12 protein-coding genes are annotated in these 13,758 nt (G+C 59.2%); 3 read left to right on the top strand and 9 right to left on the bottom strand.

Annotated elements, in window-relative coordinates; translation table 11 throughout:
- Positions 1–108: 108 nt before the first annotated feature.
- From U6037_RS26375 to U6037_RS26340, 8 genes are all read right to left on the bottom strand, one after another.
- Entirely contained in the window at positions 109–2,031 is a 1,923-nt protein-coding gene (locus U6037_RS26375) for a PrkA family serine protein kinase (protein WP_007910115.1), read from the bottom strand.
- 297 nt (positions 2,032–2,328) lie between these two features.
- On the bottom strand, positions 2,329–2,658 hold the full coding sequence (gene glpE, locus U6037_RS26370) for a thiosulfate sulfurtransferase GlpE (RefSeq protein WP_016983139.1): 330 nt from the start codon (positions 2,656–2,658) through the stop codon (positions 2,329–2,331).
- Between the two features lie 33 nt (positions 2,659–2,691).
- On the bottom strand, positions 2,692–3,573 hold the full coding sequence (locus tag U6037_RS26365) for a symmetrical bis(5'-nucleosyl)-tetraphosphatase (protein ID WP_322845016.1): 882 nt from the start codon (positions 3,571–3,573) through the stop codon (positions 2,692–2,694).
- A complete protein-coding gene (gene apaG, locus U6037_RS26360) occupies positions 3,573–3,953 on the bottom strand; it encodes a Co2+/Mg2+ efflux protein ApaG (RefSeq protein WP_322845015.1) in 381 nt (126 codons plus the stop codon). The genes U6037_RS26365 and apaG overlap by 1 nt, the downstream gene beginning before the upstream one ends.
- Before the next feature lie 113 nt (positions 3,954–4,066).
- A complete protein-coding gene (gene rsmA, locus U6037_RS26355; protein ID WP_016983135.1) occupies positions 4,067–4,885 on the bottom strand; it encodes a 16S rRNA (adenine(1518)-N(6)/adenine(1519)-N(6))-dimethyltransferase RsmA in 819 nt (272 codons plus the stop codon).
- Positions 4,882–5,871, bottom strand: a complete 990-nt coding sequence (gene pdxA, locus U6037_RS26350) for a 4-hydroxythreonine-4-phosphate dehydrogenase PdxA (protein WP_322845014.1) — start codon at positions 5,869–5,871, stop codon at positions 4,882–4,884. Before pdxA ends, rsmA begins: the two co-directional genes overlap by 4 nt.
- Positions 5,868–7,190, bottom strand: a complete 1,323-nt coding sequence (gene surA, locus U6037_RS26345) for a peptidylprolyl isomerase SurA (protein WP_322845013.1) — start codon at positions 7,188–7,190, stop codon at positions 5,868–5,870. The genes pdxA and surA overlap by 4 nt, the downstream gene beginning before the upstream one ends.
- On the bottom strand, positions 7,165–9,987 hold the full coding sequence (locus U6037_RS26340; RefSeq protein ID WP_322845012.1) for an LPS-assembly protein LptD: 2,823 nt from the start codon (positions 9,985–9,987) through the stop codon (positions 7,165–7,167). Before U6037_RS26340 ends, surA begins: the two co-directional genes overlap by 26 nt.
- Positions 9,988–10,117: 130 nt before the next feature.
- Between U6037_RS26340 and U6037_RS26335 the strand changes: the two genes are divergently transcribed.
- From U6037_RS26335 to U6037_RS26325, 3 genes are read left to right on the top strand one after another with little or no spacing between them, the layout of a single operon-like run.
- On the top strand, positions 10,118–11,137 hold the full coding sequence (locus U6037_RS26335; protein ID WP_322845011.1) for an aminoglycoside phosphotransferase family protein: 1,020 nt from the start codon (positions 10,118–10,120) through the stop codon (positions 11,135–11,137).
- Complete coding sequence (gene murU, locus U6037_RS26330) at positions 11,134–11,805, top strand: N-acetylmuramate alpha-1-phosphate uridylyltransferase MurU (protein ID WP_322845010.1); 672 nt, start codon at positions 11,134–11,136, stop codon at positions 11,803–11,805. Before U6037_RS26335 ends, murU begins: the two co-directional genes overlap by 4 nt.
- Before the next feature lies 1 nt (position 11,806).
- Positions 11,807–12,574 (top strand): TerB family tellurite resistance protein, encoded by a 768-nt coding sequence (locus U6037_RS26325; protein WP_322845009.1) that lies wholly within the window; start codon positions 11,807–11,809, stop codon positions 12,572–12,574.
- Between the two features lie 123 nt (positions 12,575–12,697).
- Here the strand turns inward: U6037_RS26325 and U6037_RS26320 are convergent, their stop codons facing one another.
- Positions 12,698–13,687 (bottom strand): alpha/beta hydrolase family protein, encoded by a 990-nt coding sequence (locus U6037_RS26320; protein WP_322845008.1) that lies wholly within the window; start codon positions 13,685–13,687, stop codon positions 12,698–12,700.
- Between the last annotated feature and the right edge of the window lie 71 nt (positions 13,688–13,758).

Genomic DNA, 13,758 nt, shown 5'->3' with positions numbered 1-13,758 from the left:
GGCAGCTTCAAGTTGTGAGCCTCAAGCTGCAAGTAAAAGCAGGTTCCCGGGCATCAGTGGGTTACGCGCTTTGTTCTTGCAGCTCGTAGCTAGAAGCTTGCAGCTGCTTCACTGCGACTTCCGTACCCGCAGGTACCATTCGGAAAGAAGCCGTACCTGTTTGTCGGTGTAGCCGCGTTCGACCATTCGAGTGACGAAGTCGTTGTGCTTTTGCTGATCCTCCTTGCTGGCCTTGGCGTTGAAGCTGATGACTGGCAGCAGATCTTCGGTGTTGGAGAACATTTTCTTCTCGATGACCACCCGCAGTTTTTCGTAGCTGAGCCAGGTCGGGTTCTTGCCGTTGTTGTTGGCGCGGGCGCGCAACACGAAGTTGACGATCTCGTTGCGGAAATCCTTCGGATTACTGATGCCGGCTGGCTTCTCGATTTTCTCCAGTTCTTCGTTCAGTGCGACGCGGTTGAGAATCTCGCCAGTTTCCGGATCGCGGTACTCCTGGTCCTGAATCCAGAAATCCGCGTACAGCACGTAGCGGTCGAAGATGTTCTGGCCGTACTCGCTGTAAGACTCGAGGTAAGCGGTCTGGATCTCCTTGCCGATGAATTCGATATAACGTGGTGCCAGGTATTCCTTGAGGTAGCGCAGGTAGCGTTCGCGGGTTTCAGCCTGGAACTGTTCCTGTTCGATCTGCTGTTCCAGCACATAGAGCAGGTGTACCGGGTTGGCGGCGATTTCGTGCGGATCGAAGTTGAAGACCTTGGACAGGATCTTGAACGCGAAGCGGGTCGACAGACCGTTCATGCCCTCGTCGACGCCTGCCGAGTCGCGATATTCCTGAATCGACTTGGCTTTCGGATCGGTGTCCTTGAGGTTTTCGCCGTCGTAGACGCGCATCTTCGAATAAATGTTGGAGTTTTCCGGCTCCTTGAGGCGCGACAGCACGGTGAACTGCGCGAGCATCTTCAGGGTGTCAGGCGCGCAATGGGCTTTGGCCAGAGAACTGTTGAACAGCAACTTGTCGTAGATCTTCACTTCGTCGCTGACGCGCAGGCAGTACGGCACTTTGACGATGTAGATCCGGTCGATGAACGCTTCGTTGTTCTTGTTGTTGCGGAAGGTGTGCCATTCTGATTCGTTGGAGTGGGCGAGCAGGATACCGGTAAACGGAATCGCGCCAAGACCTTCGGTACTGTTGTAGTTGCCTTCCTGTGTGGCGGTCAGCAACGGGTGCAGCACCTTGATCGGTGCCTTGAACATTTCGACGAATTCCATCAGGCCCTGGTTGGCCCGGCACAGCGCACCGGAGTAGCTGTAGGCGTCGGCGTCGTTCTGTGGGTATTCCTCGAGTTTGCGGATGTCGACCTTACCGACCAGTGCGGAAATGTCCTGGTTGTTCTCGTCACCCGGTTCGGTCTTGGCCACGGCGATCTGATTGAGGATCGACGGATACAGTTTGACCACGCGGAACTGGCTGATGTCGCCGCCAAATTCGGCCAGGCGCTTGGTCGCCCATGGCGACATGATGGTGTTCAGATATCGCCGTGGGATACCGAAGTCTTCTTCGAGGATCGCGCCATCTTCGGTGGCGTTGAACAGACCCAGCGGCGATTCGAATACCGGCGAACCCTTGATCGCGTAGAAGGGCACTTTCTCGATCAGCTGTTTCAGCTTCTCGGCCAGGGACGATTTACCGCCGCCGACGGGGCCGAGCAGATAAAGGATTTGCTTCTTCTCCTCCAGGCCTTGGGCGGCGTGGCGGAAATACGAGACGATCTGGTCGATGCATTCTTCCATCCCGTGGAAGTCTTCAAAGGCCGGATAGCGACGGATCACCTTGTTGGAGAAGATGCGTGACAGCCTCGAGTTGGTCGAGGTGTCGAGCAGTTCCGGCTCACCGATGGCCAGCAATAGACGCTCGGCGGCGGAAACGTAGGCGCTACGGTCTTTCTTGCACAGCTCCAGGTACTCTTGCAGCGAGAGTTCTTCCTGGCGTGTGGACTCGAAGCGTTGTTGGAAGTGGCTAAAGATACTCATGACGTCACCTCGCTCGATACGTGGAGCCGACGCCGGATCACTCAGTCGATGCTGGCAAGCAGCCGCAGTAGCAGCCGATTGTTTACCCCCCAGAACACTTCCACGATCGACAATCGTGAAAGTCACTCCCGATGACCCGTGCGCCGGTGTACCGGCTCTCCCCTGTTTTGGATGGCCTGGGCTTAAGGATAGTTGGGAATTCGGGAGGTAAAGGCGAGATACGTAATTAGTTGTGGCAAGACCGTTCGTCTGCCCGCGCAGGCCCACGGCAGCCGGGGCCTGCGCGTGACAAAAAAATTATTCGGCGGTGCCTTGCGCGGTTTCTGCAGGATAAGTCGTACGCCATAACTCAAAGCCGCCGTCCATGCTGTAGACGTCGGAGAAGCCTTGGCTGATCAGATAGGCCGCAGCACCCTGGCTGGAATTACCGTGGTAGCAGACGACCACGGTCGGCGCATCAAGGTCAGCGCCTTGAATGAAGGCGTGCAGGGAATGGTTGTCCAGATGCTTCGAGCCGCTGATATGCAGGGCGGCAAAAGTCGCAGGATCACGGACGTCGACGACAACGGCACCTTGCTCACGCAGGGCCTGGGCCTGTTCCGGGGGGATTCGTTTGAATTCGCTCATGGCGGGTTCCTGTTGCTCGGCTGAAAGCGCAGTCTAACGCGGTGCGCTGACTGGCGAAGTTTCGGGGATAAGTGGTGCGACGGTCGGGGCAAGGCCGCCATGCTCATCGCATTTGCACGACAGGCGTTCGCCGCTGTCGACGTTCATCAGGGTCAGGCTGCCGCCCCAGACACAACCGGTGTCCAGCGCCGAGATACCTGGCTCATGGATATTGCCTTCGAGTGCCGCCCAATGGCCGAAGATGATGCGCAGGCCTTTGGTCTTGCGATCCTTATGCTGGAACCACGGTTTGTAACCCGGTGGCGCGGTGTCGAGGCCTTCCTTGCTCTTGAGGTCGAGCTTGCCGTCGGCGGTGCAGAAACGCATACGGGTGAAATAGTTGGTGATGACACGCAGACGGGCCACGCCCTTGAGGTCGTTGTCCCATTTCGCCGGCTCGTTACCGTACATGCCGTCGAGGTAGGCCGGAAAAAGGTTGTCGTCACGCAGGGCGGTTTCGACTTCGTCAGCGCATTTCAAGGCGCGACGCAGTGACCATTGCGGTGGAATGCCGGCATGGACCATGGCGACGTCACGCTGCTCGTCGTAGTGCATGAGCTTTTGCTGGCGCACCCATTCAAGCAATTCGGCGCAGTCCGGCGCTTCGAGAATCTCGCGCAGCGTGTCGGACTTCTTCAAACGCTCGATATTTTTAGCCGCAGCCAGCAGATGCAGGTCGTGGTTACCGAGCACGCAGACCAGCGATTCACGCATGCCATATAGAAAGCGCAGGGTTTCCAGCGACTGCGGGCCACGGTTGACCAGATCACCGACCAGCCATAGCCGGTCGAGTTTCGGATCGAACGCGACTTGCCTGAGCAGGCATTTGAGCGGCTCGAGGCAGCCTTGCAGGTCGCCGACGGCATACGTCGCCATCAGTGCAAGGCTCCGGGCACCGCCAGACGGAAAGGTTTGATAATCGCATCGAAATGTTTGCCGTCGTCGGCGACCATTTCATAAGTGCCCTGCATGGTGCCGACCTTGGTGGTCATCACCGTGCCGCTACTGTAGGTGTGGCTTTGCCCGGCATCGATCAACGGTTGCTGACCCACGACGCCGGCGCCGCGTACTTCCTCGACATGGCCATCACCGTCGGTGATCACCCAGTGCCGCGAAAGGAGCTTGGCCGGGATGGCGCCATTGTTCTGCACGGTGATGGTGTAGGCGAAGGCGAAGCGGTCGTGCTCGGGTTGCGATTGGTCTGCCAGATAGCGGGTAACGACGCTGACATCGACCTGGTAACGGGAATCGGACATGCAAGGGGCCTTAAACGAAGCGGAACGCGGGGCGTAGCTGATGGGGAATCAGTCTAGGCAAGTATCGGGCAGTAAACCAGAGTGGCGTCCTGCCCGATAGCGTTCATCGTTTGTCAGTCGGCGGCGGGGGAGGCCGGGACCTGGATGGCGAGCTGGTCGGCGAGGCGTACGAACGCGGCCAGATCCAGTTGCTCCGGACGCAGGCTGCCATCGACGCCGGCGGCTTCGATCTCGGCATTGCTGAGCAATTGCTTGAGAGTGTTGCGCAGGGTCTTGCGGCGTTGGTTGAAGGCTTCGCGGACGACGCGCTCGAGCAACTTGTGATCCTTGGCCGGGTGCGGCAGCACGGCGTGAGGTACCAGGCGAACGATGGCCGAGTCGACTTTCGGCGGCGGATTGAACGCGCCCGGGCCGACGTTGAACAGATGTTCCACGCGGCAGTGGTACTGAACCATGATCGACAGGCGACCCCAGTCACCGCCGCCAGGGCCTGCAGCCAGACGCTCGACCACTTCTTTCTGCAGCATGAAGTGCATGTCGCGAATGATGCCGGCGTTGTTCAGCAGGTGAAAAATCAGCGGTGTCGAGATGTTGTACGGCAGGTTGCCGACCACACGCAGGCTGTTCGGTGCGGCGTTGAGCGTGTTGAAGTCGAACTTCAGTGCATCGCCCTGATGCAGGTTGAAGTTGTTCTTGCCGGCAAACTGCTGGTTGAGGATCGGGATCAGATCCTTGTCCAGTTCCACGACATCGAGTTGCGCGCCGGAGTTGAGCAGGCCGGCGGTCAATGCGCCCTGGCCCGGGCCGATTTCCAGCAGGCGGTCTTCAGACTTGGCGCTGATGGAGCGCAGGATGCGGTCGATGACGCCGGCATCGTGCAGGAAGTTCTGGCCAAAGCGTTTGCGCGCCTTGTGTTGGTATTGCTCGGTCATAAACGGGTCTCGGCCATCTGGTAGGCGGTTTCCAGGGCGACTTGCAGGCTGCCGGTATCGATCTTGCCGCTGCCGGCCAGATCCAGAGCTGTGCCATGGTCAACCGACGTGCGGATGATCGGCAAGCCCAGGGTCACGTTGACGGCAGCGCCGAAGCCTTTGTACTTGAGCACAGGCAAACCCTGGTCGTGGTACATCGCCAGCACTGCGTCGCAGTGCTCCAGATATTTGGGGGTAAACAGAGTGTCGGCAGGCAGCGGGCCACGAAGGTCCATGCCCTCGCCGCGCAGGCGCTCTAATGTTGGTTCAATGATGTCGATTTCTTCATGGCCCAGATGGCCGCCTTCACCGGCATGCGGATTGAGTCCGCAGACCAGGATGCGTGGCTGGGCGATGCCGAATTTGTTTTGCAGGTCGCTGTGCAGAATCCGCGTCACTCGCTCCAGCCGCTCCGGTGTGATTGCGTCGGCAATCTCGCGAAGGGGCAGGTGAGTGGTGACCAGCGCCACGCGTAAACCACGAGTGGCGAGCATCATCACCACTTGGGCGGTGTGAGTCAGGTCGGCAAGGAATTCGGTGTGTCCGGAGAACGCGATACCCGACTCGTTGATCACGCCTTTGTGAACGGGCGCGGTGATCATCCCGGCAAAATCGCCGTTGAGGCAGCCGTTACCGGCGCGGGTCAGGGTTTCGAGGACGAAAGCGGCATTAGCCTTGTCCAGTTGCCCGGCAACTACGGGGGCGCTCAGTGGCGTATCCCAGACATACAGGCTGTTTGCGGGCGCCGGGGCGTCCGGCCAGTGATTCGGGCCGACCTCCAGCAGATTGACAGCCAGCCCCAGCTGCGCGGCCCGCTCTTTGAGCAGGTCGCGGCTGGTGATGGCAATCAGGGGATGTGGCTGGGCTTGCGAAGCGAGCAGCAGGCACAGGTCGGGACCGATGCCGGCTGGTTCGCCGGGTGTCAGCGCGAAACGCTTGGGTTTCACTGCGCTGCCTGGTCTGCACCAGGGAGTTTGATCTCTACGTACGCTTCGTCACGAATCTGACGCAGCCAGGTTTGCAGCTCTTCATCGTATTTGCGGTTACGCAGTACGGTCATGGCTTGCTGCTCGCGGGCCTGTTCGGTGCTGTCGGTGGCGCGACGGCCAAGGACTTCGAGAACGTGCCAGCCGTATTGGGTCTGGAATGGCTTGGACAGCTGACCTTGTGGGGTCTTGGCCATCACTTCGCGGAATTCCGGCACCAGTGCGTTCGGGTCGATCCAGTTGAGGTCGCCGCCGTTAAGGGCTGAACCCGGGTCTTCGGAGTAGTTTTTCGCCAGTTCGGCGAAATCTTCACCGGCCAGGATGCGGTCATACAGCGATTGCACCAAGGCTTTGGTTTTGGCTTCGTCGCGGATCGGACTTGGCTTGACCAGAATGTGGCGTACATGCACTTCGTCGCGCATCTGCGCTTCGCCGCCACGCTTGGCCAGCAGCTTGAGGATGATGAAGCCACCCGGAGTGCGCGCAGGCTGAGTGATGTCGCCAACGGCCATGCTGCTCAGCTCGCGGTCGAACGGCGGTGGCAATTGTGCGGCTTTACGCCAGCCCATGTCGCCGCCTTCCAGAGCATTGTCGCTGCCGGACTTGGCCACGGCCATCTGACCGAAGTCGGCGCCTTGCTTGAGCTGCTGGTAAACCTCCATGGCCTGACGGGCAGCACTCTGAATCGCGTCAGAGTTGGCGCTTTCCGGCGTCGGGATCAGGATGTTGGCCAGGTGCAGTTCTTCGGACAGTTGCATCTTGCCCAGGTCGGAGGCGAGGAAGTTTTTCACTTCCTGTTCGGAGACCTGAATGCGTTCTGCAACACGACGCTGACGTACACGGCTGATGATCATCTCGCGCTTGATCTGGTCACGGGCGTCGTCATAGTTCAGACCGTCGTGAGCCAGGGCTGCGCGGAATTGGTCAACCGTCATGTTGTTACGCTGAGCAATGGTGCCGACGGCCTGGTTCAGTTCTTCATCGGTGATACGGATGCCGGAACGTTCGCCAATCTGCAGTTGCAGGTTTTCGACGATCAGACGCTCCAGCACCTGTTGATCCAGTACGCCAGGCGGTGGCAGGCCACCGCCACGCTTGGCGATGGTCTGCTGCACTTCATGGACGCGCTGGTCCAGTTGGCTCTGCATGACCACGTCGTTGTCGACGATCGCTACCACTTTATCGATGGACTGTACGGCGGCGTTAGCCGCCGTACCCAGGAACAGCGCGCCCAGCATCAGCGGGCGCAGACAATCAGAAAGCTTGGTCTTCACGTTCACGATAACCTTGAATGCCTTTGTCGAGGAAGCTCTCTACCTTGGCGCCGGTGAGGCCGCCGAGTCCCTTCAGAACAATTTGGAGGAAGACGCCATGGTCGCCTTTTTCGTTTTGCGGAGCTTCCTGGCTGAACTCGTCATAGGAAACCCAGTAACGGTTGATCAGGCGCAGTTTCCAGCAGCAGTTGTCGTACTCGAAACCACCGAAGGCTTCCAGCGTACGGTTGCGGTTGTAGTCGTACTGCCAGCGGCTGATCGCGTTCCACTGTGGAACGATCGGCCAGATGACCGAGAAGTCATGCTGCTGGATCTTGTAGTAATCCTTCACGTAGCCAGGTTGGCCAGGAGTGCCGTAGTCACCACCGCCCACTGCCCATTTACCGGTGTTCTGGTCGTAGCGAATCTGGTCATTGCGATAGCGATAACCGGCGTTGATAACCTTGTTCGGGTTGTCTTCAGGCTGGTAGTGGAACATCGCACTGCCGGAACGCGGGCTGCGGCTGTCCGGATCCCAGTTGTAGTCGGCCGTGGTGCGCCAATCGCGGTTCCAGCGGTATTCGTATTCCAGTGCGTATGGCGAAACGTTGGATTTCGCGTCGTCACGGGTTTTGGCATCGATACCTGGCAGTTGAACTTCGCGATCCTTGAAGTACAGAGCCTGGCCGACACTGATGCGTTGACGCTCGAAGCCGTCGTCTTCGATCCAGCGGCTGGTCACGCCCAGCGACAGCTTGTTCTCGTCGCCGACACGGTCGGAGCCGGAGAAACGGTTGTCACGGAACAGCGACGAGTAGTTGAAGGTGTATTCGCTGGTGTCGAATACTGGAATATCTTCCTGATTCTCCTCAGGTACATAGAGGTAGAACAGTCGCGGTTCCAGTGTCTGGCGGTAGTTCTTGCCAAAGAAGGACGTATTGCGATCGAAGTACAGGCCGCTGTCGATGCTGGCAATTGGTACGCCGCGGTTCTGGTTACTGCTGAATGTTCCGTAAAGTTTCTGGTTTTCCGGCGACAGGGCATTGATGTCGGATTTGCCTTTGCTGTCCAAGTCCAATTGATACTGAGTGTATTGGTACTTGAGCGATGGCTTGAGGAAGCCATAGGTCCAGTTCATCGGTAGGCTGACGCCTGGTTTCAGATTCAGTCGATCACCGTTGGCGCGAGCCAGGCCAGCAACATTGGTATCCAATCTTGGTGTACCGATGGTTCCATCAGCGTTGACTGGACCACCGTTCTCGTCCAGGAAATTACCGGTCTTCAAGTCACGATCAAACCGAACAAGCTCCGTCTCGTAATCGAAGTTCAGGCCTTCCGGGTGATACGGCAGCTGACCATTGAAGGTGATCTGCGGCAAACGGCCGTACGGCGTGATGTTCGAAACGGTTGCGAGTTGATACTGCTGAGCGTTCAGCGTGGCGGTATACGAATCACCACGGTAGGACACCAGTCCCTGCTGATTGACGAAGTCGCTGGACTTCACACCAATCTGATCGGTCTGCAGATCCTGGAAGTAGTACGGGTCGCTGATCTTCGTGTAGTCAACCTGCGTAAACACACGGGAGTCGAGACCGCCCTTGTGCTGCCAGTTGTACATGTAGCGGGTTTTTTCGTAGTCGGTCTGCTTGCTGCGCTCGGTATCGTCATCGTTCAGATACGCCGCGCCAAACTGACCTTCACTCGACTTGGTCAGGTAACGGAACTCACCTTCCACCAACATGCCGCGCTTGCTCATGTAGCGCGGGTACAACGTGGCATCGTAGTTCGGCGCCAGGTTGAAGTAGTACGGTGTAACCAGCATGAAGCCAGTATCGGTGCCGCTGCCAATGGTCGGCGGCAGGAAGCCCGACTGACGACGGTCGTCGATCGGGAAGTAGATGTACGGCGTGTACAGAATCGGAATGTCTTTTACGCGCAACGTCACGTTGGTCGCGGTACCGAAACCGGTGGCCGGGTTCAAGGTGATGTTGTTGCCCTTGAGCTGCCAGGCATTGCTGTTCGGTTCGCACGTGGTGTACGTGCCGTCCTTCAAACGGATGATCGCGTTCTCGGCACGCTTGGCGTACAGCGCGTTACCGCGGATACGCGATTTGTGCATCACGTATTCGGCGTTGTCGACCTTGGCTTCACCGGTGTCGAGCTGGACGTCGGCGTGATCGCCAACGATCAGCGCGCCGTTGTCGCGGATACGTACATCGCCGTTGAGTTCGGCGCGGCTCTCGGCCTGATACAGGCTGGCCTCGTCGGATTCGACCTGCATACTGCCCTGACGCAGGACAACATCACCGGCCAGCGTACCGACTTGATCATCGGTGTTATAGCGCGAGGCTTTTGCGCCGATAAAGGTCGGAGCATCGCTTTTGTTCGTCTTGTCATTCATGCCAGGACGAATCGGTTCGATATAGGCACCAGAGCAGTAAGGCCCGGTCTCGGCCAGTTGAGCGGCGGTGAGCTTCTCGCGCGGAACCCAGTCGAGGTGACTGAAGTCTTCGCTACGGGATTTCAGACCGCGGCCCTTGGCTTCGGTGACCAGCGCCGTTTTAGGCGCTGCGTCGGCAACCGAACCGTTCTCGGTCGCAGCTTCGCCGGTAGCGCTGACGGCACTGCCGTCATGCACCGGACGCGGCGGCAACGCAGCAGCGGTTGATTTGGGCGCACAGGCCCAACCACCCGAAGCCGAGACGGAGCAGTCATACTGCTCGGCGGCTACAACGAATTGACTGGCCAGAGGTTGCATAGCCAGCAGACTGCCGGTTACCAACAACGGAAATTTTTTACGAAACGCGGGGGATTTCAATGCCATCTTATTAGTCCGGGCTTCCTGCGTGCCATCTGCCCGCGGTGTGGGCCGCACGCCTCTCGATGGTCTGAAAAAGATGCTGGATAATAAAGCATGACCCGCTTGACGGCTAGCGCCGTCGGAGACCCTTGCAATGCCTGATCAAGATGTACGCTTGCAACACCTGAAAGTTTGGCTCGATGAGCAGTTGGCAATCCTGTTTGCAGATCAGGGCTGGGGCACCGTGCCCCCGGCCACGTTGACCGCGGCCAGCAGTGACGCGAGTTTCCGCCGTTACTTCCGCTGGGAGGGCGAGGGTCGCAGCTTCGTTGTGATGGACGCGCCGCCACCCCAGGAAAACTGCAAACCGTTCGTGGATATCGCCTTTTTGCTGGCGAAATCCGGAATAAATGTGCCGAAAATTTTTGCCGAAGACCTCGATCGCGGATTTCTTTTGCTCAATGACCTGGGTAACAAGACCTATCTCGACGTGATCGATGGCGAGAACGCCGATCAATTGTTCGACGATGCCCTGCAGGCACTGCTGGCTTTTCAGCAATTGCCGATGGTGGCGCCGCTGCCGAGTTATGACGTTGCACTGCTTCGTCGTGAGCTGGAATTATTCCCTGAGTGGTATGTGAAGCGTGAACTCGGCGTCGAATTCGATTCGACTCAGCAACAGCAGTGGCAGCATGTCAGCGATCTGTTGATCGACAGCGCCCTGGCCCAACCCAAAGTCCTCGTGCACCGCGACTACATGCCGCGCAACCTGATGCTCAGCGAACCGAACCCCGGCGTGCTGGATTTCCAGGATGCGGTCTACGGCCCGGTGACCTACGACGTGACGTGCCTGTTCAAGGACGCCTTCCTCAGTTGGCCTGAAGCGCGTGTACGCGACTGGCTGGAAAGCTACTGGCAACAAGCCTCGGCGCTGAACATCCCGGTGCAGCCGGACTTCGAAGACTTCCTGCGCGCCAGCGACCTGATGGGCGTACAGCGTCACCTGAAAGTCATCGGCATCTTTGCGCGCATTTGTCATCGTGATGGCAAACCGCGCTATCTGGCCGACGTGCCGCGCTTCTTCTCTTATATAGAAGCAGTGATCGCGCGTCGTCCTGAACTGGCGGAACTGCAAGCGCTGTTCACCAGCCTGCGGGGTGGAGCAACAGCATGAAGGCAATGATTCTGGCGGCAGGCAAAGGCGAGCGCATGCGCCCGCTGACCCTGACCACGCCGAAACCCTTGGTGCGTGCCGGCGGTGTGCCGTTGATCGAGTACCACCTGCGCGCCCTCGCGGCAGCGGGTTTCAACGAGATCGTGATCAATCACGCCTGGCTCGGTCAACAGATCGAAGATTATCTGGGCGACGGTGCGCAGTTTGGCGTAAGCATTCAGTACTCGCCGGAAGGTGAGCCACTGGAAACCGGCGGCGGGATTTTCCGTGCGCTGCCGATGCTCGGCGATGATGCGTTCCTGGTGGTGAACGGTGATATCTGGACCGATTACGACTTCAGCGTGTTGCATCAGCCGATCAACGGGCTCGCACATCTGGTGCTGGCGGACAATCCGGCGCATCACCCGACTGGCGACTTTTCCCTGGTCGATGGTCGGGTAATCGATGGCCAAGCCGACGCTGCGACCCTGACTTACAGCGGTATCGCCGTACTCCATCCGCAGCTGTTCGACGGCTGTGCGGACGGCGCTTTCAAGCTCGCACCGCTGCTGCGTAAAGCCATGGCAGAAGGCGAAGTCACCGGCGAACGGCTGAAAGGTCACTGGGTCGATGTCGGCACACACGAGCGTCTGGCAGAAGCTGAAACCCTGATAGAAGCGAGTCGCTGACATGTTGTGGCCAGGGACTCTGATTGGAGCCGGAGCGGGTTTTGCGATCGCCAGCATTCCGGGGGCCATGCTTGGGGCGTTGTTGGGGCAGGCGCTGGATCGGCGTCTGCACTTGCAGAGCTGGGGGCATTTGCGGGAAAAACTCGGCGGTCGGTCGATGCTGCGCAACGATGAGTTGCTGTTTGTGCTGCTCGGGCGTCTGGCCAAGAGCGACGGTCGGGTCACCGACGGGCACATCCAGCAGGCGCGTAACGAGATGCGTGCGCTGGAAATGGGTGAGCCGGCAACTCGTCGGGCGATTGCCGCGTTCAACCGCGGCAAGTCCGGCAGTGACAGTCTGCGGGGTTATCTGAAGCGTCTGAGTGCGCAACCGCATGCTGCCGAAGGCGTATTGCGCGCCTGCTGGCGGATGGTCTGGGCCGATGGTCGCGCGGGCGTCAGCGAGCGTGAGTTGTTGGCGCAGTGGGGTAAGTGGCTGGGCTGGACGACGCATCAGGTGCAGGCATTGGCCAGCGATTACGAACCGGGCAAGCGGCCGATTGTCAGTGCAGCGGTGAGTTATCAGGAGGCGATGCGTTTATTGGGCGTGTCGGCGTCCAGTGAACCGGCGCAGATCAAGCGCGCCTATCGGCGCCTGCTCAGTCGTCATCACCCGGACAAGATTGCCGGCACGGGGGCGACGCCAGTGCAGGTGCGTGAAGCGACCGAGCGCACGCGCGAACTGCACAATGCCTACACATTGATTCGTGAGCGGCGGGATTTTCGCTAACCGTTGGATGTGTAGCGACTGCGCTGGCCCCTTCGCGAGCAGGCTCGCTCCCACAATGGATTGTGTACGCAGATCCAATGTGGGAGCGAGCCTGCTCGCGAAGGGGGCGACGCGGTTTACCGGTCAGTCCGGGTTCTGTGGATTCAGCCAGCCCCGCACCCGGCGGAACAATTGCTCTTGTTCAGCCTTGTTGTCCGGCAAAGCCTTGAGCGCAACCTGGCTGAACGCCGAAGTCTTCAAACGTTTGCTCGCCTGCATGCGCTCCAGCGCCGCATTGCGATCCAGCGGCTTGTCCATGTAGAAAATATCCGCCGTCGGCAGCTTCAGCGTTGGCGTCAGTTCGGCCAGGGGCGGCTTGGCCTTGGTCGGCATCTGCGCATCGATCATGACGAATTTCTCCACCTGTGCCGTTTGTTTTTCGCTCAAGTAGCGCGCGGCCCAGTAGGCGCCGGTGCCGTGACCGAGGACGACAATGCTGCGCGCACTCTGTTGTTCGGCATAGGCAATCGCTGCATCGATGCGTGCGAAGATGCGTTCGGCGTCAGCCTTGGATTGCTCTTCAGTGGTTTCGGCGACCACTTGATCCGCCACTTCGGCTTCACCGCCAGCGGCTTGCTCGATCGGCTGCGCGGTGGTGGAGTCCTTGCTGCCGGACTCGGGGGCTTTCGGCACGGCCGGCGCTTCAACCACGCGAGGTGCAATGGCATCGCTTTGCAGGTCCGGAAGGGTGATGCTCAGACTGCTCCACTTTGCATCCGGCAATTTGCGCCGCAACGGGCCGATGGCTTGCGGCCAGTCAGCGGTTTCGCCAGCGCCGGGGATAATAATCACCGCACCTTTGGGTTCGGCGGTGTTGGCCGGTTTCCACAGCGCGAGGAAGGTATCGCCGCCAGCCTGCAGCTGTTGCTGTTCTTGCGCCGGGACCTTACGTTGCAGTGCGGCCGCCTCTTCCTGACTACGCTCAAGCAGTGGCTGGCGTTCGGCGGGTTTTTCTTCGACAGCTTTTTCCGCAGCGGCGGCAGGTGCCGGGTCGGCGGCTTCGACGGAAAACGCACAAGGCAGGATCAGCGACAGGCACAATGCTGGCATTGCCAGGCGGTAGACAGAGGGCATCGGTTATTCCAGGCCAGAAAGTATCCCGGCAGCCTAATGGGTTGGTCAGAATTTGTCAGTGTATGAGACTT

It is taken from the genome of Pseudomonas sp. B33.4, from assembly GCF_034555375.1.
Lineage (GTDB): Bacteria > Pseudomonadota > Gammaproteobacteria > Pseudomonadales > Pseudomonadaceae > Aquipseudomonas.
This window is presented reverse-complemented; position numbering and strand designations above follow the sequence as displayed.